Source organism: Nannocystis sp. (assembly GCF_016714285.1).
Classification (GTDB): domain Bacteria; phylum Myxococcota_A; class Polyangia; order Nannocystales; family Nannocystaceae; genus Nannocystis.
Window position 1 is genome coordinate 21,401 of sequence record NZ_JADJNN010000038.1, and the last position, 25,925, is coordinate 47,325.

The following is a 25,925-nucleotide window of genomic DNA, read 5'->3' on the forward strand; positions in this document are numbered from 1 at the left end:
CCGAACGCGACAGCTCGGCCATCTTCGCCAACGACACCGTGTCTGCGGTCCCCGAGCATTACGACCCTCCGCTCGTGTCGTAAAACGAGCGGCAACCGCCGACGTCGACCTGGCCCTGGACCGACCAGCCCTCGCTCTTGAGCTCGAGCGCGAGCAGGCGATGCCCGGTGACATCGCAGAAGAATCCCGTCCAGGTATCCTCATTAATCGTGACCATGGCCGTGGTGTCGAGAACGTCGCCCGCGCCGCTGGTCAGCTGCGCGGGGACCTCGAACACCGCCGGCAGGACATCGTACGCGGGCGGGAGTACCAGCCGCAGCTGGAGTCCTTCCTCGCAGAGATCTCCGTCGCTGAACGCCGGGACGATCACGAGGTGGTCGTCCGCCTTGTAATGATGCACGAGCAAGGCGAAGGCGCCGGTGAAGGCCCCGAGCGGCGTCTCGCCAGCGACGCTTGCGTTGGTCTGTGCATCGACGGGGCAGCTCTCCGGCGTCGGCTCACAGAACATCCAGCTCTGCTCGTCACACGGTGTGAAGATCTCGCACGACGCGCAGGTGTCCGCCGCGCCGTCGCACTCCTCGTGCTCCGGTTGCACCACCCCATCGCCGCAGCTCGGGCCGAGAGACCGGCAGTCTGCGGCGCAGCCGCCATATCCGCCGTCGTTGACGCCATCGTCGCACGCTTCGCCGGCATCGACGTTCCCGTCGCCGCACAAGGGCGCGACGCCGCCGGTCGTCATCGCGTCGGTCGTCACCTCGTCGGTCGTCACCGCGTCGGTCGTCGCCATCGTCGTCGCATCGGCGGTCGATGTGGGGACCACGGCCGAGGTCGAACTCACCGATTCATCCGAGGTCGTGACGGATGCGGTCGTGGCGTCGCCGTCCCTATCGGGTGCACCGTTGCAACCGATAGGGACACAGATACCCATCAACACGAGCACACCGGAGGCTGGCGAACGCATCCACTTATGTTATCATGACGCCCCACGCATTCGCAAGCCCGGTGCAGGCCGCGGTCGAGGACGCCGACCTGCATCCTCGACCGGTAGCGGCCGGCGTCTCCACGGTCGACCGTTCACCTGGACCGGCCCGCCCGCGCTCTCGTGACCTCGCGCTGGCCTCATCAGGGTGCGAGCAGCCACGCCGAGACAACCTACGCCGCAACCCTGCGGTCCGTCATGACCGCCGCTTGCCGGGCCCTGGTGATGTCGGAGGTGGCCGACCAGGTGGCGACGGAATGTGCTGCCTTATCTCGGTAGCCCAGCGCTCGAGGTCCGACATCGTGCTCTCGACGAGCGCCGCCGACCGCGACAGCTCGGCGATCTTCGCCGCGAGCAGCGCGCGCGCGCGGATCAGCCGCGCCCGCGCGGTGCCCGGCGGGACCTCGAGGATCTCCGCGAGCTCGCCGGTCGTCACTCCCTCCCAGTAGTGGAGCTCCAGCAGTACCTGGAAATCGATCGGGATCTGGCGCAGCGCCGCGAACAGCAGCCGGACCTCCTGACGATGCCCGAGCTCGGCCGTCGGCGACGGACGCAGGTCCGCGGCCGACACCTCGGTGAAGTCGAGGCGCTGTCGCTCTCGGTGCCGGGCGCGCAGGAACTGGCACAGCTGGCGGTACGCGATGGCGAACAGATACGAGCGAAAGCTCCCGTGGCCCGCGTAGCGCGGCAGCGACTCGATGCACCCGAGGAACGTCCGCTGGATCAGGTCGGCGCTGTCGCCCTCGATCTTGCCATGGAAGAACCGCGCGACCGCGACGTAATAGCGGTCGAAGAGGAGAAATCCCGCCGTCTGGTCGCCCCCCCGCCAGGCCGCGAGCAGCGCTTGATCGTCGCGAGGATCGTCCGGCATCGGCGGTGGAGCGTACGCTGCCACCGCCCGGTTCGCGCGTCAACACAGCGCGTCGCACCGCGGCCCGAAGGTTCCTCGGTGACCTCGGCGATCACCTCGTCCTTGCCGGCCAGACGGGCCTTGAGGCGCTCGTTCTCCGTGAAGCAGCTCCTGCTCCCTGCTGGTCTCGGCGCGCTTGCGGCTCAGCTCAGCATCGACGGCTCCCGCTTGTCGGCAACGTGCTCCATGCCCTCCTGCAACTTGATCGCCATCAGCGAGCAGATCACGTTCTCCGTCTCCGAAGCGCCCGGGCGGCAACCCACCCAGAACCCCGTGTGGCGCTCACTGACCGTGACCACGACAATCGAGACTCCCTCCTGGGCCATTCGGGTCTCGAATTCTTCGACGATGGATTCGATATTTTCGGTGTTCATGCTCTTCTCTGTCCTTCGTGATGTGACTATTTCCTGCGGGCGTACAGGCCGACGCCGACGCCCACCAACAACCCCACGCCGCCAGCGATCGCGGCGCAGACCAGCGCCCGGTTCTGGTCGGCAATCCCCATGCGATGCAGCTCGGCGCCCGCCTGGCGGAGCTGGTCGCTCAGGGTCGGCGTCTGGGCGCGGGCGAGCTCGAGGGTCTGCTCGGTGGTCAGGTTCGCCATGACTCACCGCCGCCTCTCCGGCCAGAACGCGGCCGCGAGCGCGAGCCCGAGGGCGCCGCTCACGATGAGCTTCTCCTCGAGGCTGACCCGCTCCATGTCGATGCTCTGGCCGCCGGCGGCCGAGCTCACCGTCCCCGCGCCACCAGGGCCCCCGGGTAGAGGCGGGCGGTCAGCGTCCACGGCTGGACCGTCACGACGAACACGTTCTCGGGGCTGCCGGCGATCCGCGAGACCTCGCGCCGCGCCGCGTCGAGCTCGGCGACGTACTCGAAGACGCACGAGACGAAGACGACGGCCGAGTCGTCGGCGACATCGGGGATCGGCCCCTTCGTGATGTCGGCCACGACGGTGACCGGGCACTTGGGGCAGCCGTTGAGATCGACGCACACGTCGCCGCAGCCGTAGGCCCGCATGAGGCGGGTGTGCGGGGCGCCGGTCAACGATCCCCCAACCGTCGCGTTGGCGCTGTCGCCGGAGATCGTCGAAGCGGCCGGCGTGGTCGAGCTATCGATCGAGGTCAGCCCTGACGGCGTCGAGGTCGATGTGATCTACCGCGGGGAGATCGTCGCCACGCTCCCGCCCACGGACTTCCCGTATCACTTCGAGGTCACGTCGCAGGCCAAGTGCGACGGCGAACGACGCGAAGATGTTGGCGTGCTCACTCCCCGCGAGCGGCAGCGAGGCCCACAAGGTGAAGCTCCCCGGCCAGACCCAGAGCCTGGTCTACAGCGTGGCGGTCCTCGCCGACGGCTTCGTCGCCGCGGGCGTCCTGGACAGCCAGATCGTGGTCTGGCGAGTCGGGCCCGACCTCCAGCTGCTGCCCGGCTGGCCGCGCGTGCTCGCTGACTGGACGGCGATCCCCGGCCTCGCGGCGCTCGAGTCCGCGGCGCTCGCAGTCGCGGTCGACGCCGACCAGAACATCATCGTCGCCGGCACCGCGCCCGCGACGACGATCACCCCCTCGGCCGTCACCGCCACACCCGCGGCTTCCTCCTCGGGCATGCCCTGGGCTTGGGCGATGCCGCCGACATCGAAGACGACGGCCATCGGATCGATCTTGGCCTTGAGGCCGGCCCAGGCGTCGCGCAGCTCCTGCTGGCGCGGGCTGAGGTCGCGGGCGAGGAGGGCGTCGGCCAGCGAGCGGCCGTCGGGGAGCTCGGCGCCGTCGAGGGCGAAGCCGAGGAGCTTGGCGAAGCTCGACTTGCCCGAGCCATAGAAGCCGGAGATCCAGCAGGTCGGCAGGTCCGGGCCGCCGGGGCGCTCGAGCTCGTCGGTGATCGCCCGCAGGAGCGCGACATAATGCTCGTGGATCCCCTCGGGGATCCGCTTCTTGCCGGGGTGACCTTCGGGATAGCCGCCAGTGATGATATATTCGGAGACCTCGACGGCGAGCTTCTGCGGGCTCTGCTCGTGGAAGTACACGACCGGCGGGATGTCCCGCGTAACGTCGGCGACGAACAGGTCACGAATGCGGGTCGCTGGTTTCATGGATAGATCCGGGGTCGATAGTCGCTGTCGGGATCGAGGACGCCCATGAACGAGAGCGCGGTCGGGCCGCGACGCTCGCCAGGATAGAGGAGGACGACGGGGACGTTGCGGGTGCGGCCGTCGAGGTGGCGCAGCAGCGCCGAGGAGCGGAAGAACAGATACACGGCGCCGGCGCGGCCGATCAGCGCGAGGGTGCGGTCGACCTGGTCGGGGTGGCGGTCGCTGTGCTCGTTGATGATGCGGGCACAGTCGGCGGCGAGGCCGTCCGGGCCTTCAATCAGGGGCATGATCTTCGACTTGAGGTAGGCGAGGCCGCGGTCCTTGTCGAGCTTGCTGGTGCGGCGCTCCATCTCGATCAGCTTCTTGACCCACTCGTCGCCGTGGGTGCGCACGCGCTCGAGGAACAGGCTCTGCAGGGATAAAGGGAGCACGAACCAGCCGCCCTGGTGCAGGTCCTCGGTGAGGTCGCGGACCTCGCGGCGCAGGGCGAACTCCTGCGAGGGGTCGTAGGAGACGATCGCAAAGCGGTAGTTCCGCATCGTGCTGATCTTCGGGCCGTCCGTGTGCAGCAGGGTGCCGGCGATCCGCAGCTCGCGCAGTAGGCGCGGGACTCCTCGAGGTCGAGCGAACACTTGAGCAGGCGCGTGTGCACCTGCGTGACCTCGGCGGGCCGCTCGCTCACTTGGCGCTCCGGTAATGCGGGAGCGGATAGGCGGGGGCGAGCGGGTGGAGGGCGGCGACCAGGCGGTGGACGAGCTCGGCGAGCGTGGGCGCGGACAAGATGCTGCGGGCGGGGTCTCCAGGCATGGCGGCTGCCCGTGCCTGCATGCAGGCGTCCACGTGACCTCCGGTGTATCAGCGGCGCGCGCGGGTTCAATCGGCGGACGGCGAAAGAGCGGAAGCGCGCCCGGTGGAGGCCGGCCTTTCAGCAGGCCGAGCGAGGTTATCCCTCGGAGGCTCTGCTGCGACGGTGGCGCCGGGTCGACCGCCAACTCTCAACCTGTACGAGGTCACGGATATCGGCACAGACCGCCAGGACCGCCTCAATGTCAGCGGTCTGCAGGGCGCTATGAACCGAGAAGCGTACGATCGCTCGGTTCTTGGCAGTCGCCGGAGGGCAAAACACAGCGCCAAAGATCCCACGTGAATCACGGAGCACCATCGTGAGTGACTCGCGCTTGGGCTGGAACTCGCGCACGTCACCCGACCATCGTGTTCGGCGGTCAGTATCGCCCAGCCTAGAACGTCACCGAACCTTGAGCTTGTGAGCCCCTGCGCTACATGCGACCCTGGGCTGGGATCTGGCGTGCAATCGGCTCCGATCGTTGGGCAGGGTCGCGGCAATCGCGGGGGTCCCGGTAATTCCCGGCCGACGGTCGTCTTGTGCCGTCATCGTTCAGGTGCTTGTCTGCATGATCGTCACGGCAATCGATCGGCGCTACCAGTGGAGCCTTCATGATCACGGTACCGGGCTACCTCGTCTCTCGTGTGCTCCGCGAGGGCCGCCGCACCATGCTGCTCCGCGCCACCCGCCTCGCCGACGGGGCCGCGGTCGTCCTCAAGGCGCTGCGCGGCGAACACCCGGGTACCCGCGACCTCGCCCGCCTACGGCACGAGCACGAGGTCCTGGCCCGATTCAACGACCCGTGCGTCATTCGCACCCACGGGCTGATCGAGCTCGGCACGCGCGCCGTCCTCGTCATGGAAGACTTCGTCGGGACGACCCTCGCCGAACGACTGCCGCCCGCCGGCCTTCCGCTCGCGGAGTTCCTCGTCATCGCCCCCCGCCTGGTCCGGGCGCTCACGGTCATTCACGAACGAGACGTAATCCACCACAATCTCAATCCCGGCAATATCCTCGTCGATGCCACCCTGCAGCGCGTCACCCTCGTCGACTTCAGTCTCGCCTCGGCGCTCGCCGAGGAACACAGTGAGCTCGCGGCCCGCGAGCTGTCGGGAGGCAGCCTGACCTATATATCGCCCGAGCAGACCGGGCGTATGAACCGACCGGTCGATTACCGCAGCGATATTTATGCGCTTGGCATCACCTTTTATCAGTTGCTCACGGGCGCTCCGCCCTTCACCTTCGCCGATCCGCTCGAGCTGGTCCACGCCCACATCGCCCGCCTGCCGGCGCCCGTGCACGAACGGCGCCCCGAGGTGCCGCCGGCCCTGTCGGCGCTGGTGCTACGCATGCTGGCCAAGAACGCCGAGGCCCGCTACCAGAGCAGCGCCGGGCTGCTCGCCGACCTCGAGCGCGTGCGCCGGGCGCTCGAGGGCCGCGGCCCCGTCGACTTCCCACTCGGCGAGCTCGATTTCAGCGATCGCTTCATCCTCCCCTCGAACCTGCACGGACGCGAGCCCGACGCTGCCGCACTGCTCGCCGCCTTCGCGCGCACCTGCGCTGGCGGTAATGAACTGGTGCTTCTCGCCGGCCCGCCCGGCATCGGCAAATCGGTGCTCGTCCGCGAGATCCACCGCCCGATGGTGCTCCACCGCGGCCACTTCTGTTCCGGCAAATTTGACCAACTAGGCCGCAATTCACCGTACTCCGCGCTGGCCCAGGCGCTGCGCGGGCTGATGCTACACATCCTCGGTGAGCAGGACGCCCGCCTCCTGGATTGGCGCGCCACCCTGTCCGTAGCACTCGCCCCGAACGCCCGGGTCCTGTTCGACACCGTGCCCGAGCTCGAGCGCCTGCTCGAACCTCAGCCGTCGGTCCCTGTCCTGCCCCCCACCGAATCCGCCAACCGCTTCCACACGGCCCTGCGCGCGCTGCTGCGGGCTCTGGCGGGCGAGCGCCACCCGGTGGCCATCTTCCTCGATGACCTACAATGGACCGACCCCGCCACCTGCAAGCTCGTCGAGGAGCTGGTCGGCGACGCCGAGCTCACCCACATCCTGTGGATCGGCGCATACCGAGACACGGAGGTCGACCTCGATCACCCGCTGGCCCGCGCTCTCAGGCGCCTCGACGAGCGCGGCGCGGCTGTGACTGTGCGGGCCCTGCCCCCGCTCGCGCCTGCCAGCGTCGCACGCATCATCGCCGACACCTTGCATTGCGGCCCCGACGACGCCGCAGCCCTCGCTGCGCTCATTCACGATCGCAGCGAGGGCAACCCGATGTTTGTCCGCACCTACCTGCAATCGCTGCACGACCAGGGCGTGCTGACCCTCGACCGCAGCTGCGGCGCCTGGACCTGGACCGCGGCAAGGCTCAGCCAGGCGGCCCTCCCCGACGACGTCGTCGACCTCGTCACCCGGAGGATCTCCGAGCTCCCGCCCCGCGCCCGCGACCTGCTGCGCGTCGCCGCATGCTGCGGTGGCCGCTTCGACCTCCACCTCGTCGCCCGAATCGAAGGCGCCGCCACCCCCGGAGTGCTCGCCGATCTGTGGCCCGCGGTCGACCGCGGCCTGCTCCGGCCGGTCGGCGACGACTACAAGTATGTCGCCGACGAGCGCCACGCGGCCGAGCTTGAGTTTGTGCACGACCGCATCCAACAGGTCGCCTACGCTCAGATCCTCGCCGACGAGCGACCGCGCCTTCACCTCACCGTCGGACGCACCCTCCTCGCTCTCAGCGACCACGCCCGCTCACAGTCCGAGGTATTCACGATCGCCGGCCACCTGAGCCGCGCTGGCGCCATGCTCGACGACCCCGGCGAGCGCCTCCGGGTCGCCGCCATCCACCTCCGCGCCGCCCGTCAGGCCAAGGCCGCCACGGCGTATCGCTCGGCCTGCGGCTACCTCAACGCCGGCATCGAGCTGCTCCCCGCCGACGTTTGGACGAGCGCCTATCCGCTAGCCTTCGCCCTCCATCGTGAGCTCGTCGAATGTGCGTACCTGGCCGGCGACCCCGAGGCCGCGATCGCCGTGTTCACCCCGCTGCTGGAACGCGCCTGCACCCGCCGCGAGAAGGCCGAGCTGCACGCCCTGCGGGCCGTCCTCGAGACCAACCGTGGCAAGCTGCGCGCCGCCCTCGCGGCTGGCCGTGCCGGCCTCGCCCTGTTCGCCGTCGAGCTCCCGGAGCTCGCCACGCCCGCCGATGTGGTCCTCGCATTCGAGGCGTACCAGGCCTTGCGGGCCGACCTGAGCGATGAAGCCCTACGCAGCTGGCCCGAGACCCGCGACGAGGACATCCGCGTCGAGATGCGGGTCATGGTCGCCATGAGCGCCGCCGCGTACTTCACCGACACCAACCTGGCGTCGCTGCTGCTGCTACGGATCGCCATCCATTCGCTGCGCCACGGGCTCAGCGAGGTATCGTCCTATGGCATGATCGGTGTCGGGCTGGTCCTGTCCGGCGGCTTCGGCCGCTACACCGACGGCGACGCGCACGGTCGGCTCGCCCACGACCTCAACGAGCGCTTCGCCAACGCCGAGCTGCGCCCGCGGATCGCCCTGTTCTGGGCGACGTTCATGATGGCCTGGACCCGCCCCTTCGCCGAAGTCCAGGCCACCCTCGCCGACGCAGCGGAGAGCGGCCTCCAGGTCGGCGATTTTATCTACGCCGTCTACTGCACGGTCACCACCGTGTTCCTCACCGTGCTCACGGGTGAACCCCTCGACCGCCTTCAGGAGCGTATCGAGGTCTCGCTGGCCCTCGTGCGCCGTCGCGAGCTTCTCGATCAGATCCTGGTGCTCGGCCACATGCGGTGCCTGTTCGCCGCCCTCGCCGACCCCGCCGCTACTCCTGTCAATACGGCCCCGCTACGGGCCGGCATGGACGACGCGCACGCCCCTCTGGCGATGTTCTACTCTCACTACTACGAGGCGCTGATCGCGTATCTCCACAACGACACGCAGGCTGCCCACGCAGCGCTCGTCGAGGCGCAGCCGCGGGTTACGGTCGCGTTCGGCAGCTCGATGGTCGCCGACTTCACCTTCCTCGAGTGTCTGATCCTCGCCCGCCGCCACGCCGACGCCGACGCCGACGAGCGTGCGGCGATCACCGAGAAGATTGAGAATAACCTCAACCGCCTCGCCGCTTGGGCCCTCAGCGCTCCCTGCAACTTCGCACACCGCGAGGCACTCGCCCGCGGCGAGTGGGCCCGGGCGCAGGGCGACGACGGCGGGGCTCTGCGCAACTACAACCAGGCCATCGATCTCGCCCGTGAGCACGGGGCGCCACACCTCGAGGCCATCGCCTGCGAATGTGCGCTCCGCTTCGCCGCCGCTCGCGCCTTCCCGATCCTGGTCCACGCGTATCTTCAAGCTGCGCTCGCCGCCTACCGCACCTGGGGCGCCCACGCCCAGGCGACCCGGCTCACCCGCGAATTCGCCGAAGCGACCCGGAGCACCGGTGCGCCCGACGCCGCCCATACCTCCGGGGCTGAGTCCGCGACCGGGTTGCACACGCTCGACCACGCCTCGCTGGTGAAGGCCCTCAATGCGCTCTCGGCCGAGATTCACCTCGACGCCCTGATCGGCCGCCTGCTGCACCTCGCGCTCGAGAATGCCGGGGCAGAGCGCGGCTGGCTGCTGCTCGACCGCGAGGGCACCTGGTACGTCGAGGCCTCGCTGGCGAGCGCCGCCCCGGAGACGCTCGATCGACCCTCGCTTCCGTGGACCGCTGTGCCGCTCCCAGCCGCGATCCTCCGCTACGCCGCACGTACCTGCGAGAGCGTCGTGCTCGACGACGCAGCCCGTGCCGGCCCATTCACTCACGACGAGTACGTGCAGGCCCACCGACCGTGCTCGCTCGCCTGTATCCCACTCGTCAACCAGGGCCGCATCCTCGGCCTCCTCTACCTCGAGAACAACCTCGCGGTCGGCGTGTTCACGGCGGCCCGCTGCCAGATCCTGCAATTCCTCGCCGCCCAGGCGGCTGTGTCGCTCGCCATCTCACTGCTGTACCGGCAGCTTGCCGACCACAACCGCAGCCTCGAGCTTCGCGTAGACGAGCGGACGGGCGCGCTTCAACAGGCGCTGGACCAACTGCGCCGCGCGCAGCGGCAGATGGTCGAGTCGGAGAAGCTCGCCGCGCTGGGCGGCCTAGTCGCGGGCATCGCCCACGAGATCAACACGCCGGTTGGCATCGGCGTGACCGCAGCCTCGGCCCTGGCCGACGCGACACACGAGATCCAGCGCGCCTACGCAGGCGGCCGAATGACGCGCGAGGACTTCGACCTCTATCTCGATCGGGCCCAGCGCGCGAGCCAGATCCTGCTGGCCAACCTCGGCCGCGCCGTCAACCTCATCCAGTCCTTCAAGCAGATCGCCGTCGATCAGTCGAGCGAGGCCCCGCGATCGTTCCTTGTCGGCGAATACCTCGAGCAGGTGGTGCTGAGTCTGCAGCCCGAGCGGCGGCGAGTCCCCCACCGCGTCGAGATCGTCGGCGACCCAACGTTGACCCTCCACAGCCACCCCGGCGCAATGGCCCAGATCATCACCAACCTGGTGATGAACTCGCTGCAGCACGCCTGGCGCGAGCCCGGCCCCGGACCCGGCACCATCCATATCGCCTTCGCATGCCACGATCGGTGCTTCGAGCTGCGCTACAGCGACGACGGCCAGGGCATCGCTGGTGAGCACCTCGGCCGGATCTTTGAGCCCTTCTTTACGACCCGCCGCGATCACGGCGGCAGCGGCCTCGGCCTCTACATCGTCTACAACATCACGACCCAGCGTCTGCAAGGGACCATCACCTGCGAGAGCGCCCCGGGGCAGGGAGCCTGCTTCAGATTGACGATGCCGGCGACCCAGGTCGACCCAGATTCGCCCACCCAGCAGAGGAGCACCGCATGAACCCCGCCACCCCCGAACCCCGCGGCACCGACCTCGTTTTCGCGGAGCGCCCTAACTCGCCCATCCGCAACGAAGCGGCCTGGATCATCCTCATCGTCGACGACGACCAGGGCGTCCACGACGTCACCCGCCTGGCCCTTGATGGCCTCGAATTCGACGGCCGCCGCCTCACCTTCGTCAGCGCCCAGTCGGGCCGCGAGGCGATCGAGCTGCTGCGTACGCGCCAGGACATCGCCCTGGTCCTGCTCGACGTTGTGATGGAGTCCGATCACGCTGGCCTGCGCGTCATCGAGGTCACCCGCGGCGAGATCGGCAACCCCGCGGTCCGCTTCGTCCTGCGCACCGGTCAGCCCGGTCACGCTCCCGAACGCCAGGTGATCACCGACTATGACATCAGCGACTACAAGACCAAGGGCGAGCTTACCGCTGGCAAGCTCTACACCACCGTCGTCGCCTCGCTGCGCACCTATCGCCACATTCGCGCCCTCGACCAGCACCGTGAGCGCGCCGAGGCGACCGCGACCGCGCTGCAGCGCTTCTTCCCTGGCGAATACCTCGCTCTGCTGCAGCGCGCCGGGATCACCGAAGTCTGCCTCGGCGACCAGATCCAGCGCGAGATGACCGTGATGTTCGTCGATGTACGGGGCTTTACCGGCATGTCCGAGACCATGAGCCCGGCCGAGTGCTTCCGCTTCATCAACCGCCTATTTGCCCACCTGTGCCCCATCGTCCGCGAGCAGCACGGCATTATCGACAAGTTCCTCGGTGACGGCTTCCTCGCTCTGTTCCCCCGCTCCGCCGACGACGCTCTGCAGGTCGCTCTCGCCCTCCAGCGCCGCATGCTCGCCTTTAACGCCGAGTACGGTGAAAACGTGCGCATCGGCATCGGCGTACACACCGGCGTGCTCATGCTCGGCACCGTCGGCGACGCGGCCCGCATGGAGGCGACCGTGCTGTCCGACGCGGTGAATCTCAGCGCCCGCCTCGAGGCCCTGACCAAACGCTACAGCGCTGGCGTGATCCTCAGCCAGCAGACCCTGCTTGCCACCGCCAACCCCGGGGCGTACGGCGTGCGCTCGATCGGCGAGGTCCACGTCCCCGGCAAACAGGCCGCGATCGCCATCTACGAGCTTATCGACGCCGACTCCGAGCAGCTGCGCAGCGCCAAGATGGCGACCGCAGCTGACTTCGCTGAGGCCGTCGCATGCTACCAAACCGGCGCTCACGGCGAGGCCTGCATGCTCCTGCAGCGGGTGCTGAACCGCTGCCCCGACGACGAGGCCGCCCGCCTCTATCTCCGCCTCGCCGCCGAGGCGCTGCTCGGCCGCGCTGGTCGTCGCGTGGGATGACACGCCGACCTCCCGCGGCTTCAACCGGTCGGCAGCGATTCTGTAGCGGCGAGGCTGCGCGACGGCCGAGACACAGGAAGGCCTTCCACTCAGCCGGTCCGCCGCTTATCGACGGCGAGGCACGCAACCGCACATGTCGAATCGAAGGCGCGGCCACGACAGCGGCCTTGCTGAGCCTGGTCGGGCATGCGACGATTCGGGCGCGGAAGCTGAGGCTTTCCGCGGAGGGTTGCCGCGATGTCGATGCTCAAGCGAGTGTTCTGCGTCCTCCTGACCGTGGTGATGCTCCTCGCGGGCGCCGCCCACTTCACCATGACCGCCACCTACGTGGCGATCATGCCAAGTTTCTTGCCCTTCCCGCTCGTCCTCGTCTACCTCAGCGGCGTACTCGAGATCGTTCTTGGGCTCGGGCTGCAGATCCCCGCCCTCCGCCGGCTCGCCGCGTGGGGCCTGGTCGCGCTGCTGATCGCGGTGCTCCCCGCGAACATCAACCAGGCAGTGCACAACCTCCAGCCGGAGGGCCTGCAGATGTCGCAGACCATGCTGTGGGTGCGCATCCCGATGCAACTGGTGTTCATCGCGTGGGCCTTTTGGCTGACACGACCCGAACGACAGGGCGGATGATCGTCAAGATCCCGTGCGCAGCATTCCCGCGTCGAAGCACCTTCATCCTCGCTGACCCCGTCGCGCCGGAAAGCGCCCGAGCCTCAAAACCGCAGCTGAAAGCCCCGGCCGCGAGGCTCGCCTTGTACACGCGCAGCGGATGCCGATGCCGGAGCCGGGCCCCGCCCACCACCGCCTATGGCAAATACGAGCAGTGTGGATCTCGGCCGCCGTCGCCGATGCGCAGCGAATCATCGCCAGAAACGAGCCCGGTCGAACGAACGCGCAACCGCAACAACCTTTTGTGGTTAGGCGCGCCTCAGGACGCGGCGGCTCATTGCACCGGGACCATCGAGGCTTCGACCACTGTGGTAGGGTGAAATCGTGGGGCTCGGCTGGATCACGTGCGCCCGCTGAGGATCCGTGGTCGACTCCACCGCCATCACCAACGACACGGCGCTGGCGGTCACCGCCGCCTCCATCACCAACGCCGCGGCGCTGGCGGCCACCGCCGCCTCCATCACCAACGACGTGGCGCTGGCGGCCACGGCCGCTGGCGGCGCTGGCCAGGCGACGCCGTCAACGGCGCAACCGTCAACGGATCTCGGGCGCGGTGCCCTCTTGGGCCGCTACGTGGTGCTGTCGAAGCTCGGGGCCGGCGGCATGGGCGTGGTCTATGCGGGCTACGACCCCGAGCTCGACCGCAAGGTGGCGCTCAAGCTCCTCCACCCGCGGCTCGCCGACGACGACCCATTCGTCGCCCGCGAGGCCCGCGCCCGCCTGGCACGGGAGGCCCAGGCGCTCGCAAAGCTCAACCACCCGCACATCGTCGCCATCCACGACGTCGGCGAGCACGAGCGGGCCGTGTGGCTGGCCATGGAGTACGTCGAGGGCGAGACGCTGTCGGCGTGGGTCAGCCGGCGACGACGGACGTGGCGCGAGCTTCTGGACGTCATGACCCCCGCTGCTCGCGGGCTGTCCGCTGCGCACGAGGCGGGCCTCGTCCACCGGGACATCAAGCCCGACAACATCATGGTCGGCGCCGACGGGCGCGTGCGCGTCATGGACCTCGGCCTGGCCCGCGCGCTCGACGATGCACCCGCCGCCCCCATCGTTGTCGTGAGCACCGCCGCCTGCGACCTCGCGGCCCTGGCGGCGCACGTGACCCGGGTGGGGGCGGTGATGGGCACGCCCGCGTACATGAGCCCGGAGCAGTTTCGCGGCGACGCCGTCGACGCCCGCACTGACGTGTTCTCATTCTGCGTCACGCTGTGGGAGGCGCTGATGGGCGAGCCCCCGTTCGCCGGCGATACGCTGGTGGACCTCCGGGCCAGCGTGCTCGCGGGCGCCGTCCGGCCAGTGCCACGCGACCCGCACGCTCGCCGCGTCCCCGGCTGGCTGCGGCGTGTGTGCTTGCAAGGACTCGCTACCCGACCCGAGCGCCGTTTCCCGTCGATGCAGGCCCTGCTCGCCGCGCTGTCCCGCAGCCGGACCCAGGCCCGGGCCCGCAAGTGGCTCGTGGGCGTCGCGGCCGTGGCGACCCTCGGCGCCTCGGCGGCCCTGGTTCAGCGCCACGATCACAACCAGCGCGTCGCGGCGTGCGAGGCCGTCGGCGCCAGCATCGTCGACGTGTGGAACGACGCGGCGCGGACCCGTGTACGCGAGGGTATCCTCGCTACGGGCCTCGCCTACGCGCCGGTGACCGCGGACAGAGTCCTGCCGATCCTCGACCGACAGGCCGAGGCCTGGCGCGAGCATCGAACCCGGGCCTGCTCGATGGCCGACCTCGAGGGGACGCTTGACGCGGAGCAGCTCGACCGCGCCGTCTGGTGCCTCGACGAGCGGCGGATGGCCCTCGCGGCGCTGGTGACCGAGCTGTCGCACGCCGACGCGATGGTCATGCGACAGGCAGGGACCGGGGCCGCCGGCCTGCGCTCCGTGTCGCCCTGCATCGACCCACAGGTGCTCGCGGCCCTGCCGTCGCCGCCGCCCCCGGACGCCCGTGCGAAGGCCGACGCTCTGCGCGCCACGCTCGCGCAGGCGCGTACAGCCCTGTGGACCGGCAAGTACCCCGAGGGCTTGAAGCAGCTGCGTGCCGCGCTCGCGGACGTCGAGGCGCTCGGCTGGCCGCCCCTGACCGCCGCGGCCCGGCAACTCGAGGGCGACCTGCTCGAGAGCACGGGCGCCTACGCCGAGGCCGAGGCCGTGAGCCTCATGGCCTACATGGCGGCGGCGAAGTTGCGCGCCTGGGGTGTGGCGGCCCGTGCCGCGATCACCCTCACGGCCATCATCGGGTACCGGCAGTCTCGCCATGCCGAGGGCAAGGTGTGGGGGGCGCACGCGGAGGTCGCTGTCCTGTTCGCCGGCGACGCCTTGGGCCTCGACGAGGCCCATCGCGTCAACACCCTCGGCCTCGTGAACTTCGCGGCGGGCAGTTACGCCGCGGCGAAGTCGCTGCACGAGCGAGCCCTGGCAATCCACGAGAAGACGCTGGGCCCCGAGCACCCCACCGTCGCTATCTCGCTCAACAACATCGCCAATGTCCTCTACGCCACGGGAGCGTACGCCGAGGCGAAGGCGCTGTACGAGCGCGTCTTGACGATCAAGGAGAAAGCGCTGGGCCCCGAACACCCCGACCTGGCCCTCTCCCTCTACAACCTCGCCCTCGTGCACGAGGCCAGGGGCGAGTACGCCGAGGCGAGGCCGCTCTACGAACGAACCCTGGTGATCTTCGAGGCGACGCTGGGCCCCGAACACCCCCACGTCGCCGCCGTCCTCGCTAGCCTCGCCGACGTTCACCGGACCACGGGCGCGCACGCCGAGGCGAAGGTGCTCCACGAGCGAGCCCTGGCCATCCGCGAGAAGGTGCTGGGCTCCGAACACCCCCTCGTCGCCAACTCGCTCAACGGCCTCGCCAGCGTTTACCTGGCCACGGGCGCGTACGCCGAGGCGAGGACGCTTTACGAGCGAGCCCTGGTCATCCGCGAGAAGGCGCTGGGCCCCGAGCACCCCGACGTGGCCACCTCCCTCGACGGCCTCGCCGATGTTCACCTGGCCACGGGCGCGTACGCCGAGACGAGGGTGCTGTACGAGCGAATCCTGGCCATTCAGGAGAAGACGCTGGGCCCCGAACACGCCAACGTCGCCGCGGTCCTCGGAGGCCTCGGCGCCGTCGCGCTCGCGCAGGACATGCCGGCCGCAGCCCTGCCGTACCTCGAGCGAGCTCTCACCATCTACGACGTCCACGAGGGCGTCCAGGAACGCGAGCTCGCGGTCCGCTTCAACCTCGCCAGGGCCCTCGTCCGCGCAGGCGGCGACCGAAGCCGTGCGCTCGCCGAGGCCCGCAAGGCCGCCGACGGCTACCGCGAGGCCGGTGCGGGCAAGGCGAAGGAACTCGCCGAGGTCGAGGCATTCCTTGCCGACCACGGGAGTTGACGGGCAGCGTGCCGGTCAGCAGTCGGTCCAGCGTGGCCCCGAGCCCGAACACATCGAAGCTGGGATTCGGATCGACGAGGCCAGCCTCCAGCGGCAGGTAGCCCGGGGTGCCCAGCGCCTTGCCCATGCTGGTCTGCCGGGGTCGCACCGCTCCGGTCGGGATCCGATAATTTTCGGCGATGCGAACGACGCGGCCCCCCTCTACTACTTCGACCACACCGCGGCGCGAATCGGCAGGATCTGCGCCCTTGATGGAGGCGCTGCGAAGCATATTCGTCCCCGCGCGGGCCTGTGCTGGCCGCGGCGTGCTTATGCTGAAAATGCACGCTACGCCGAGCGTCACCAGGAGAACGCCGTGATGAACCGGTCCTCGTCTCGTATCCATCATGGAATGATCATTGCTGTGTTCGTGGCCGCCTGCGACGTCGAGCCCATGCCCGAGGCGGCCGCCGTCTGCAACCAGCCTGCGTCCTTCGACGTGGATCCCCTCGGCGACCCGTCGATGTGTAGCAGCTATGAGCCCGAGACGGCGGGTGAGCCGATCGCGGTGACCTTCGTCAATGACAGCGACGAGGATATCATCCTGCGTGGGTGGGGCTGCGACGGATACTTCCAACTGATCAACGCGCTGTTCGGACGCATCACGCACGCGCCGGTGACCTGCCTCACCGAGCAGCCGCCCTGCGAGTGGATGCTGCGCGGCGAGGGCGGCTGCGTGGCGACCTGCCCGCAGGCGCCGGACATCCGCATCGCCCCCGGGCGCCGCTTCGAGACCACGTGGGCGCCCTTGGTGCTCGTCGAGGCCGAGCTTCCGCAGGCCTGCGCGGCGAGCCCCGACTTCTATGGCGCGTGCATGGCGGTGAAACGACCGGTCCCCGGCGGCGCACTGCTTACGGCCATGTTTGCGTCGGCGAGCCAATGCGGGGCGGCCTGCGCCTGTGAAGCCGGGGCCGAGGGCTGGTGCGAGGTGCAGGAGCTGGCCGATCTCGGTCCGTCGCAGCTCCACACGGTCAGCGCGCTCTACGATGGGGTCTGCGCCTCGGTGGAATTCTCGCTGCGTTGAGCGCCCGCCAGCAGGTGACCCGGCACAGCTGCGGCCGGTGGCGGGTCGTGAAGCACTGTTCTACTCTCAGTACTCATATGTGAAGCTGTCACCCTCGAAGCCGAGCAGGAAGAACTCGAACGGCGACGGGCCCGTCTGCTGCAGCGGCGTCAGGTCGAACTTGCGGATCTCCATGATGAAGGCCTTGCAGTTGTCGCCGTGGGCGTCGTGGTCGATCGCCAGGTTCGAGTACTGGGTGTCGAGGACGATCGAGTCGAAGCACAGGGTGAAGTCGTGGGGCTCGCAGCCGCCGCTGTAGCCGACTTCGACCACCAGCTCGTCGCCGACGATCTGCGCGGCGATGATATCGAAGGTGTCGCTCGGTTGGAGGTCGAAGCAGTTCGGCAGGAAGCCGTCGCCGACAGTCGTGTCGGCGGTCTCTCCGGCGCCCGTCGAGCCGGTCGTGGTCTCCGCGGTGGTGCCCGGCCCGGTCGTAGTCATCACACTTGTGGTCGCGTCGGTCGCGTCGGTCGCGTCGGTCGCGGTCGCGCTGGTCGAGGTCTCGAGCGGGCCGCTGGATGCTGTCACCTGCCCGTTCGCATCGTAGCGACGCAGCACGACCTCGTAGGTCTCCGGGTTTGGGAAAGCGTAGGACGCCAAGAAGGTGTCGCCGTCCCAGCCGGTGACGACAGCCGTGACATCCGTCTCGTTATCGGCGAAGCGGTCGCTCCAGACGAGCGAACCGTCGAGCGCGAAGCGGCCGACCCACACGGTCACGGTCTTTCCGTCCCAGGCGTGACCGGCGAGCACCGGTGCCCCGTCCGAGGCGAGGTCGTGGGCGCGGATGGACATGTCGGCGGGCGCCGCGAGCGTGGCCTCGGACAGTGCCTGCCCGCCCGTGTCGAGGCGGAAGACGCCGGGCGATTCGTCGAGCTCAAGCACGTGGATCACATCGCCGTCGGCGCCGATCTGACCATCGGCGATGAACTGTTGGCCCTCCGCGACCGGCGGCCGCTCCCGCTCCCGGCGCCACTCGAGCACCCCGTCCGAGGCGTAGCGGAGGACGACGAGCCGCTGGTCCTCTGTCGGCGGCTCGAAGTCCACGCCCTCGACATAGGTCACCGTCTCGGACACGAGGACGTGGACGAAGCCCGCATCGTCGACCGCGACGCTGAGCGGCTGACTCCCGTGCCCCGGGAGGCCGCCCTCGTACTCGGCGAATGGGCGGCGCTTCCCGTCGACGGCGAAGATCTCGAGGACGACGCGGCTCCCGACCTCGTGCGCGTAGACGGTCTCTCCTGCCGGTGTGGTCGCCATGGCCTGCGACCAGTTAGCGAGGGGCTCGCCGACCTGCGACCAACGCGAGCAGCGGGCTTCCAGGGTCCCCAGCACGAGACAGCGCTGCTCGTGTTCGAGTACCACCTGTCGCACGGATCAGTCGATCGGACAATCCTCGAAGTCGGATCCGTCCGGACACAGGCCGGTGCCCAGGGCCTCGTCGCATTCGCCGTCGAGGACCCACGGGCACTCGTCGAGGTGGGGCGGCGCGCCGAGGTTCCCGTCGATCTTGAGCTTCCCGGTGACCGCCCGTCCCGCGGCCCACGCCTCCGCGTCGAGCTGCGGGAGATCGTCGTGGTTGATCACCGTCAGGTGGTGAACCTTAGCGAGCGTGTCGAACCCCGCGAGCGTGTCGAGCTTGTCGTTGTCCCGCATGTACAACGTGTCCAGGGCGTCGAGCGGGACGACTCCCGCGAGCGTCGTGAGCGCGGCGTTCTCGGTCAGCTCCACGACCCCGGAGACGGCGACGCCCTCGAGCCCCGCGAGCGACGTGAGGCCGCTGCACCGCCGGAGGACCAGCTCGTCGAGCTGCGCCAGCGAGGTGAGCCCGGCCAGGCTCGTCAGCGACGAGTTATCAGAGACTGGGGGGCTGCCTGCTCTCGCCCTGCCCGGCCAAGTGGCCGTCGAGCTCGCCGGCTCCCTGGGCCCGAGACGTGCCGATGCGCGGCCATGAGATCTCCGCCCTCTGGCCCGAATTTGTCGCGAATTTGTCTCGATTCTGGCCTGTCTCGAGACAAACCCTCGTATTCTGCCTCGTAGGCCCATCTACTGGCACATATGCCCGACATCCTGAATGTCAACAAGATGACCGTTGTGAACGATGTTCAAACGGGAGCAGCGGTCTGTTTCTTCGTGATCTGAAACCGGGTCGGTTCCAGAGGTTCCAGATCGCGCCACTCAACTCGCCCCGGGGCGATGGTCAGCGGGCGCTTGGAGGGGTGATGAGGGGGTCGATATGGATCCATGCGCCGTCTTCTTGCCAGCGCTGGTGCCACCGCCAGCAGGTCGTGGAGGCGCCGTACTCCTTGGGGACCTGGTTCCAGGCGGCACGATGGTGGAGTACCCAGCGGATATCGTCGAGGCTCTTGCGGATGCTCGCGTGGGTTCGCGGGTGGTGACCGGAGAGGACGATCGGGGCGACCTTTGCCCACTGGGCGTTGGCGGGGCTGGCCGGTGTGTTCTTGAATTTCGCGGAGTAGGGCCATGACCTGCGAGGAGACGGGGACCGAACGCTGGCCGGTCTTGCTGTCGGGGAGGTTGAAGACGGCGTGCTGCCAGTCGATCATTGGCCACTTGAGGCTGATGATCTCGTCCTTGCGCAGGCCGGTGTGGGCGAGCAGCTAGGGCCCAGGCGCTCATCGGCTCCGTAGCCGCGGGTGGCGACGCGCATGCGTACACCTTGCTGGAGAACGGTCTCGAGGCTGCGGCGCTCGTCGGGGCTCAGGGAAGCGCTCGACCCGGTGCGAGGCGAAGCGCTTGGTGTTGCTGACCGGGTTGCGGATGTTGGCGAGCTCCCAGTCGCGGATGATGCGGGAGTAGGAGCTGCCGAGGCTTCACTGCGGCTGGGAGCAGATGGTGGTGTCGATGCGGAAGTTCGATTGGGTGGTGTGGCGCTCGGCGTGGAAGACGTCGAGGGTGTAGGTGAGGCCCATGGCCAGCCCGAGGTTGTCGAGCGCGACGCTGCCGGGGCTGTTGCCGTGGACGCCGCCGATGTCGATGACGAGCTTCTTGTTGATGAAGACCCACACGTCGTCGTCACCCGTGAAGGTGAAGGTCTCGCCGCCGGTGTAGGTGAATGCGGTGTGGATCTCGGTCGTGAAGTGGAAGTTGTGTCGCCGTAGAGGGCTCAATTCGGCCGGATTCGAAGACTTTGGTCCCAGGCATCGAAAATCGATCCAAAATCGATCCAAATTCTGGCCAGGCGACGGGATCGCGTGGCCGCGCATCCGGGGCAGGGAGGGCAGGGAATGGGGTTCTCGAGTTGGCTGCGGGGAGCGCGCGAGGACCATGGGCCCGTGTCGGCCGCCTGAGGGGGGGCGCGAGACGTGCTACGGTCCCGGTGTGGACGCCGCGGACATTCGTGCCTTCGTACAGCGGGACTGGCAGCTGGCGATTACAAGGCGCGCGCGTGGAGCCGGTCAGGGCCTGGCCCAGCGAGCTGGACAGGCGGGCGACCTCGAGTGGTGCGTGTGTGCCGTGCCCTGAGGTCCGTCCCGTGGCCTTGAGCGAGGCGCTCTGCCTCGACGCGCGCTGGTTCAGAGCAGGCCTTGTTCGGGTGGTGGTAGTTCGAGTGACCGGCGGCGTCGTAGGCGAACTCTCAAATAGCGCTCGAGTAACGCGACGAATAGATAGGGCCCGACCCCGGCGAGCATGGCGCTTGCCCACATGGGGGTCGATCCATTCACGAATATGCCGAGCATCATCAGCCACAGGAAGACGAAGACACCGGTTGGGGGTCCTGCGATTCTCCAGACATCACGTCGCTTCCAGAAGGCGGTCGTGGGCAAGAAGCCTAGCCGTTGCGGGCGATCGAGGTGGGCGACCTCGGTCTCAGGGGGGCGCGGTGCCAGCGCTGTCATGGTCGCCTCCGAGTGTACACCCTTCGTATTGGAAGGCACACAAATGCTCTCGTCACGAGATCGGGCAGTCGGGCTTGCACTCCTTGTTGCAGTCGATGCCGTCGAGGGCGTCGTCCGCGGTACCCGCCCCGACCACGCAGGCCGCACAACCAAACCCAAATCCACCCGCGCAGCATGCCGCGCCGGCGATCCACACGAGCGCCCTCAATCCCCACTTGGTCGCCCCGCACGCCGGATTACCGGCCATGGGGTCGGGGGGAAGCGTGCCCAGCCATCCAGAGACAGCCGTGTGCAGACGAGGATCGGTCAGGACGGCCCAGTAGACGAGCATCAGCTTCGGCGCATCGTGTGCGAGTTCTGCCTCCATGGTCGGCGACATCCAAACCCGATGGTCTTCGGCCCCGTAGACCTGGCGAATCTGCATATGCGAGACTCCCCGAATCGAGAAGTGCGCCTCGGCAATCGGGTTTTCGACGTGGTTCCACAGGTCGATCCGCAACTGACCGGGCGCACCGGACCCCCGGAGGCGAAACCGGGCCGTGATGGAGAGGTGGCCCGGCTCTACCTGCTGGGGTTCAATCGAAAGGATGCGAGGGCGTGCTCGCGCGAGCTTCTGAAGCTCGTTCGCGGCCTCGGCACTCGACAGATCGGGCGACGAAAACGGGTGCGGGGCCGGAACGGGGACATTTGCCTTGACTGGGAAGGATGCATCGATGAGAAACGTGGCAAGGGTGAGCGTAGCCGTGGACATGCTCATGGACTCGGCACGGGCACGACGACTGTTGCACTCGATGCACAGATTCCAGGCGGGGCCCTGGCGACCTCGCCCTCCGGGCGACTCGAGGTGGACCCCCGTCGCCTGGTGTCGCGGTTTCGTACTTGCAGGTGGGGGATTGCGCCCATCGCGTGGTAAGAAAGGGCGGTGAGCAGACGCCGAGAGAGGCTCATCCAGGGCAGCCAGAGCTTGCCGGTCGACGCCGCCTCGCGGGTGCTCCGCGGCGATGCCGACGGCACCATGGCGGTCCAGGATCAGCGCTCGCGGCTCCTCACGGCGGAGATCGTCGGCATGTTGGAGCGGGCAGGGCCCCTGGTCCGTGGCGCGAGCGAAGTGGTCGCGTGGCAGCTCAATGCGATCGCGGCGCAGGGTGAGACGTGCTTGAAGCGCGGAGAGGTCGGGGAGGCCGTCGTCGTCTTCTCAAGACTGGGCGCCGGCATATGCGCGGGCTACGAGCTGATCTGGGATGAGGAGAGCGAGGTCGGCATGGTGCTCGACCGGTGCGTCAAGGGACTCGAGGCTTGCCTCGACCGGGCCGCCACCAGCACACGTGGCGACATCCTCGGTGCGCTCCTCGACATCGCGGTGTGGGAGCGGACGAGCGGAGGCTATGGCGTCGGCGAACGAGCGGCCGAGCTTGTCCTCGCCCGGTCGACGGTCGACGAGCGGCGGGCGATCGCGGCGGCGGCCGCGTCTGTGCTGCAGCAGGCGGTGCTCCGCGCGCGCCAGCGCCTCGGGACCTTCGTGGTCCAGCTCGGTGGTGGCGCGGAGGTGGAGCGCGCGGCGCTGCTGCAGGAGAAAGGCGATCAGCATCGGCGGATCGCGCGACTACTCGCGCTGCACGAGCCGAAGGAGGCAGCCCAGGTCTTGACGGAGCTCGATGACCCGGGCGAACGGACTCGCTGCGCCGAGCTCTTCATTGAGCACGGCTACCCCGACGAGGGGCATAAGATCATGGAGGGGGCGGTCGCTACTCGCGGTACACCCGGTCGGCGACAGACGCTGACCTGGCTTTACGGACAGGCGACTGGCGAGGGCGACGACAAGGCCGCCGCGACGTGGGCCGAGGAGATTTTCCGTGAAGCGCCGAGCGTCGAGCACTGGGGGTTACTCCGCGCGTCGGCGAGAGGGACGCTCCGGCATCAGCTCCGCCGCGAGCTCCTCGAGGCGGGAGAACACGTGCTCCTCATCGAGATCCTTCTGTCGGAGAACAAGGCCCGCGAGGCGCTCTCCAAGTTTCGCGCGGTGAAGGCTCGCACGCCGCGCGTGCTCGCGGCGATGCAACGGATCGCCGATGGTGTCGCGGCGCGACGTCCCCGCGACGCAGCGCGGCTGTACGCGGAGATCGCCGACCATCACGGGATGGCGGACGAGCATGAGATCGCCGTCGAACTCGTCTTTCGCGGCTACCAGTTGTTCGCCGCCGCAGGCCACATGATCTTGGCGACCCGGCATCTCACGGATTTTTGTCGGCGTCATGCGGGCCGCGACGAGTTGATCGCACGGATCGAGAAGCATTCGTCTACGCCACGGATACAGCCGGGCGAGCAAGGACCGGTGTGAAGGCATGAGCCGCGATATGTTCAACGACCCTCGCAGTCACGAGGCCGACGACCTGGCCTTGGAGGCAGAATTACTCGGGCGCCGTGGGGAGCACGTCGGCGCACGCGAGTTGTATCGCCGGGCCGCGGCGCTCGAGGAGGCCCTTGCACGCGAGACACCGGTCTCCTCACCGCGGCAGCGAGGTGTGCTGGCGATCAGCGCGGTCTCGCTGTGGGGCGCGGCAGGGGCGCTGGAGCGGGCGATCAGCCTCGCCGACGAATTCCTGACCGACCATGCGTTGCCGGCGAGCGAACGAACCAGCCTGGCAAAGCTGGCGGAGGAGCTCCGCACGCGTGCCGCGCAAGAGCATACTCATGCCTCCGGGCCGAGCTGATGGAGGACGCGGCGGTCCGGGCCCAGCGGGCACACATGACTCAATGGAGGTGCTGGCGACGGTCGCTAGTCGGCGGCGGAGGAGGGTCTGCAAGTTCGTCGTCGTGCCATGGCTCCCGGGCGCGCACCGCGGGCAAGATCATATGGACCCCGAGATTGTCCCACGGGCACAGCCACGCGCACGTGCCTCAAGAATCGTGGGATGGGCCGTCATGAGGCGCCGCCTTTTGGCGGGGGGTTCTTGGCTCTCCTGGGCAGCTTCTTTGCGGTGGCTTCGAGCTGGCGGATGGCTTCGGCCTCACCCTCGGTCTCTTGTGTAGTGCGACGCCGCGCGGCGAACTTATCATACTCGTCCGCGGCCTTGCGATCGGCGCCGTCACGACTGACGCGCCCGGCATCGGGCAGGACGGCGCGGTCATTGAAGCGCAGGAAATCATCCAGCTTCGCCCTCCAATCGGCGAGGAAGACCTGTTTGCGCCGCCGGGCCTGATCCTCGGCGTAATCGAGGAACATCACCACGATGCGGTTGAGCTCCTCGACCTCCGACGCGCTGAGATAATTTTTGGCCACCGTGACATCGCCCTTGCGCACGGTGCCGCCCTTCCAGGAGGTCAGGCCCATGTTGGGCTGGGCGGCGTCAGCGCGAGCAGCAATGAGCTCCGGGGCGGTCATTCCGGTCGCAGCAAAGTGCAGTTTGTTCTGCACGATCTGGAACACGGACTGCGTCTCGACCTCCTCCGGCGCGTAATCGGCGGCCAAAGCGATAATATCCCGGACGCGCAGATACACCCGGCGCTCGCTGGCCCGGATGTCGCGGATTCGTTCCAACAATTCGTCGAAGTAGTCCGGTACGCCGGGCCCAGGCGGAGTCTTGAGCCGCTCGTCGTCCATGGTGAAGCCCTTCACCAGGTACTCCTCGAGGCGAGCGGTCGCCCACTGGCGGAACTGCGTGCCCCGCTGGCTGCGGACGCGAAATCCGACGGCGAGGATGGCCGGGAGACTGTAGTGATCGACCTCGCGCGCGACCGTGCGCACGCCCTCCTGACGAACTATTCGGAAACTCCGAATAGTTGCCTCGAGCTGGATCTCCCCCGCCTCATAGATGCTTTTGAGGTGCTCGCTGATTGTCGGCACGGTCACTTGAAACAGCTCTGCCATCAGCGCCTGGGTGAGCCAGATCGTGTCGTTCACCAGGCGGCATTGGATGCGCGTCTGCCCATCCTCGCTTTGGTAGAGGATCAGGCTGGACTGCAGTGGGGCTTCTGGTGTGGTCATTTTGTGAGTCCGCCGAGCGTGACAGGGCTCGGCTCGAGGCGCCGCCCCGGCGGGTCGCGGACGAGGGTGCCGTGGGCCTCGAGCAGGCGGTCGAGGTTGGCCTCGGACTGCTCGGGTACGATGTCGAGGTCTTGAGTGGTCGTGGGGGCGCCATGCAGCACGGCCGCGGCGCCACCGACGATCACAGACGCGATCTCTCGCCCGCACAGGACCCGAAGGAGGCCCTCGAGGTCAACGGTTGACCGACGCATGGCGCAGGCGCTCGAGGGTGCTGGTGGCCTGCGTACACGCTCGGAGGCGTTCGAGCGGCGTCAGACCGAGCGCCCAGCGCAAGAGGGTCCGGTCGATCTCGTGGGACGCCTCGACGAGCTCGGGATCCCGCAATGCGACGGCGTGCTCGACCTCGTTGGCGGTAAGTGCGGGCAGGGGAGGCATCGGCGCCACTCTAACAGCTCTTGCGGTGTCCACGTACGCGCGTGGCTGTCCCGAGGATGAGGTCACGGGCGTCGCTGGTGATGAGATCGGGCGGGGCGGGCACGATGTGCGGCGCCTCCACCCACCACGACTCACGCCGAGCAGCCGCCCTTCGGGTTCTGCGACTTGAGCACCTGCTCGTCAGCCTCGGTCACCACCGTCGCGGCGATCTCGCTACCGCGGAGCAGGCCGAGCAGGTCGCGGGCGGCCAGCTGCTCGCCCAGCACGAGCGACGAAGCCCGGTGTACGCCGCTGGCGAGCTCCCCGTCCGGCGTGACACGGCAGCGGCCTCGACCTGCTTCCCGCGCTCCCAGCCCGACGACGTCGCGTCCGACCCCGAGCCCCCAGTCCACCGATGGCGAGAGCTCGCGCCTTCGGCCGTGGTCTCGGCG

General features: G+C 68.6%; 25 protein-coding genes and 2 pseudogenes. 7 read left to right on the forward strand and 20 right to left on the reverse strand.

Going from position 1 to position 25,925, the window contains the following annotated elements:
- Positions 1-58: 58 nt before the first annotated feature.
- The 10 genes from IPJ59_RS33610 to IPJ59_RS33655 all read right to left on the reverse strand — a co-directional run bounded on the left by IPJ59_RS33610 (position 59) and on the right by IPJ59_RS33655 (position 4,788).
- Positions 59-838 carry a hypothetical protein gene (locus IPJ59_RS33610; RefSeq protein ID WP_293275393.1) on the reverse strand — a complete coding sequence of 260 codons (780 nt, stop codon included), beginning with the start codon at positions 836-838 and terminating at the stop codon, positions 59-61.
- A 337-nt stretch (positions 839-1,175) separates the two neighbouring features.
- Positions 1,176-1,850 carry an RNA polymerase sigma factor gene (locus IPJ59_RS33615; RefSeq protein WP_293275394.1) on the reverse strand — a complete coding sequence of 225 codons (675 nt, stop codon included), beginning with the start codon at positions 1,848-1,850 and terminating at the stop codon, positions 1,176-1,178.
- A gap of 182 nt (positions 1,851-2,032) precedes the next feature.
- Positions 2,033-2,263 (reverse strand): hypothetical protein, encoded by a 231-nt coding sequence (locus tag IPJ59_RS33620; protein WP_293275396.1) that lies wholly within the window; start codon positions 2,261-2,263, stop codon positions 2,033-2,035.
- A gap of 26 nt (positions 2,264-2,289) precedes the next feature.
- The gene (locus IPJ59_RS33625) at positions 2,290-2,493 is read right to left on the reverse strand and encodes a hypothetical protein (RefSeq protein WP_293275398.1); all 204 of its coding nucleotides are present in this window, start codon (positions 2,491-2,493) and stop codon (positions 2,290-2,292) included.
- Positions 2,494-2,496: 3 nt separating this feature from the next.
- On the reverse strand, positions 2,497-2,622 hold the full coding sequence (locus IPJ59_RS33630) for a hypothetical protein (RefSeq protein WP_293275400.1): 126 nt from the start codon (positions 2,620-2,622) through the stop codon (positions 2,497-2,499).
- Entirely contained in the window at positions 2,619-2,933 is a 315-nt protein-coding gene (locus tag IPJ59_RS33635) for a hypothetical protein (RefSeq protein WP_293275402.1), read from the reverse strand. The genes IPJ59_RS33630 and IPJ59_RS33635 overlap by 4 nt, the downstream gene beginning before the upstream one ends.
- Before the next feature lie 64 nt (positions 2,934-2,997).
- Entirely contained in the window at positions 2,998-3,183 is a 186-nt protein-coding gene (locus IPJ59_RS33640) for a hypothetical protein (protein ID WP_293275403.1), read from the reverse strand.
- A gap of 33 nt (positions 3,184-3,216) precedes the next feature.
- Positions 3,217-3,981, reverse strand: coding sequence for a hypothetical protein (locus tag IPJ59_RS33645; RefSeq protein ID WP_293275405.1), 765 nt, complete (start codon positions 3,979-3,981; stop codon positions 3,217-3,219).
- Positions 3,978-4,613, reverse strand: coding sequence for a DUF1788 domain-containing protein (locus tag IPJ59_RS33650; RefSeq protein ID WP_293275407.1), 636 nt, complete (start codon positions 4,611-4,613; stop codon positions 3,978-3,980). Before IPJ59_RS33650 ends, IPJ59_RS33645 begins: the two co-directional genes overlap by 4 nt.
- Positions 4,614-4,659: 46 nt before the next feature.
- Positions 4,660-4,788, reverse strand: coding sequence for a hypothetical protein (locus tag IPJ59_RS33655; RefSeq protein ID WP_293246286.1), 129 nt, complete (start codon positions 4,786-4,788; stop codon positions 4,660-4,662).
- Between the two features lie 648 nt (positions 4,789-5,436).
- On the opposite strand from IPJ59_RS33655, the gene IPJ59_RS33660 reads away from it, so the two are divergent.
- From IPJ59_RS33660 to IPJ59_RS33680, 5 genes are all read left to right on the forward strand, one after another.
- Positions 5,437-10,728: a trifunctional serine/threonine-protein kinase/ATP-binding protein/sensor histidine kinase gene (locus IPJ59_RS33660; protein ID WP_293275409.1), complete on the forward strand. Its 5,292-nt coding sequence runs from the start codon at positions 5,437-5,439 to the stop codon at positions 10,726-10,728.
- The gene (locus IPJ59_RS33665) at positions 10,725-12,077 is read left to right on the forward strand and encodes an adenylate/guanylate cyclase domain-containing protein (RefSeq protein ID WP_293275410.1); all 1,353 of its coding nucleotides are present in this window, start codon (positions 10,725-10,727) and stop codon (positions 12,075-12,077) included. The genes IPJ59_RS33660 and IPJ59_RS33665 overlap by 4 nt, the downstream gene beginning before the upstream one ends.
- Positions 12,078-12,314: 237 nt before the next feature.
- Positions 12,315-12,701, forward strand: a complete 387-nt coding sequence (locus tag IPJ59_RS33670) for a DoxX family protein (RefSeq protein WP_293275412.1) — start codon at positions 12,315-12,317, stop codon at positions 12,699-12,701.
- A 402-nt stretch (positions 12,702-13,103) separates the two neighbouring features.
- On the forward strand, positions 13,104-16,115 hold the full coding sequence (locus tag IPJ59_RS33675; protein ID WP_293275413.1) for a serine/threonine-protein kinase: 3,012 nt from the start codon (positions 13,104-13,106) through the stop codon (positions 16,113-16,115).
- Positions 16,096-17,178 carry a hypothetical protein gene (locus tag IPJ59_RS33680; protein WP_293275415.1) on the forward strand — a complete coding sequence of 361 codons (1,083 nt, stop codon included), beginning with the start codon at positions 16,096-16,098 and terminating at the stop codon, positions 17,176-17,178. Before IPJ59_RS33675 ends, IPJ59_RS33680 begins: the two co-directional genes overlap by 20 nt.
- 66 nt (positions 17,179-17,244) lie before the next feature.
- On the opposite strand, the gene IPJ59_RS33685 is transcribed toward IPJ59_RS33680, so the two are convergent.
- The 6 genes and pseudogenes from IPJ59_RS33685 to IPJ59_RS33700 all read right to left on the reverse strand — a co-directional run bounded on the left by IPJ59_RS33685 (position 17,245) and on the right by IPJ59_RS33700 (position 21,831).
- Complete coding sequence (locus tag IPJ59_RS33685; protein ID WP_293275417.1) at positions 17,245-18,474, reverse strand: hypothetical protein; 1,230 nt, start codon at positions 18,472-18,474, stop codon at positions 17,245-17,247.
- 117 nt (positions 18,475-18,591) lie between these two features.
- Positions 18,592-18,945 carry a hypothetical protein gene (locus IPJ59_RS33690; protein WP_293246309.1) on the reverse strand — a complete coding sequence of 118 codons (354 nt, stop codon included), beginning with the start codon at positions 18,943-18,945 and terminating at the stop codon, positions 18,592-18,594.
- A gap of 469 nt (positions 18,946-19,414) precedes the next feature.
- Positions 19,415-19,642 (reverse strand): annotated as a pseudogene (locus tag IPJ59_RS38480) (transposase); the annotation flags it as partial.
- A 37-nt stretch (positions 19,643-19,679) separates the two neighbouring features.
- Positions 19,680-19,835 (reverse strand): annotated as a pseudogene (locus IPJ59_RS38485) (tyrosine-type recombinase/integrase); the annotation flags it as partial.
- A gap of 213 nt (positions 19,836-20,048) precedes the next feature.
- The gene (locus IPJ59_RS33695; protein ID WP_293275418.1) at positions 20,049-20,345 is read right to left on the reverse strand and encodes a fibro-slime domain-containing protein; all 297 of its coding nucleotides are present in this window, start codon (positions 20,343-20,345) and stop codon (positions 20,049-20,051) included.
- A 781-nt stretch (positions 20,346-21,126) separates the two neighbouring features.
- Positions 21,127-21,831, reverse strand: coding sequence for a hypothetical protein (locus IPJ59_RS33700; RefSeq protein ID WP_293246313.1), 705 nt, complete (start codon positions 21,829-21,831; stop codon positions 21,127-21,129).
- Between the two features lie 165 nt (positions 21,832-21,996).
- Between IPJ59_RS33700 and IPJ59_RS33705 the strand changes: the two genes are divergently transcribed.
- Positions 21,997-23,412, forward strand: coding sequence for a hypothetical protein (locus IPJ59_RS33705; RefSeq protein WP_293246316.1), 1,416 nt, complete (start codon positions 21,997-21,999; stop codon positions 23,410-23,412).
- 4 nt (positions 23,413-23,416) lie between these two features.
- The gene (locus tag IPJ59_RS33710; protein ID WP_293275419.1) at positions 23,417-23,785 is read left to right on the forward strand and encodes a hypothetical protein; all 369 of its coding nucleotides are present in this window, start codon (positions 23,417-23,419) and stop codon (positions 23,783-23,785) included.
- A 209-nt stretch (positions 23,786-23,994) separates the two neighbouring features.
- Here IPJ59_RS33710 and IPJ59_RS33715 read toward each other — a convergent pair whose 3' ends face one another.
- The 4 genes from IPJ59_RS33715 to IPJ59_RS33730 all read right to left on the reverse strand — a co-directional run bounded on the left by IPJ59_RS33715 (position 23,995) and on the right by IPJ59_RS33730 (position 25,760).
- Positions 23,995-25,059: a virulence RhuM family protein gene (locus tag IPJ59_RS33715; RefSeq protein WP_293275420.1), complete on the reverse strand. Its 1,065-nt coding sequence runs from the start codon at positions 25,057-25,059 to the stop codon at positions 23,995-23,997.
- Complete coding sequence (locus IPJ59_RS33720; protein WP_293246322.1) at positions 25,056-25,244, reverse strand: hypothetical protein; 189 nt, start codon at positions 25,242-25,244, stop codon at positions 25,056-25,058. Before IPJ59_RS33720 ends, IPJ59_RS33715 begins: the two co-directional genes overlap by 4 nt.
- A 46-nt stretch (positions 25,245-25,290) precedes the next feature.
- Positions 25,291-25,494: a hypothetical protein gene (locus tag IPJ59_RS33725; protein ID WP_293246325.1), complete on the reverse strand. Its 204-nt coding sequence runs from the start codon at positions 25,492-25,494 to the stop codon at positions 25,291-25,293.
- A gap of 131 nt (positions 25,495-25,625) precedes the next feature.
- Positions 25,626-25,760, reverse strand: a complete 135-nt coding sequence (locus tag IPJ59_RS33730) for a hypothetical protein (protein WP_293246327.1) — start codon at positions 25,758-25,760, stop codon at positions 25,626-25,628.
- Positions 25,761-25,925: the final 165 nt, after the last annotated feature.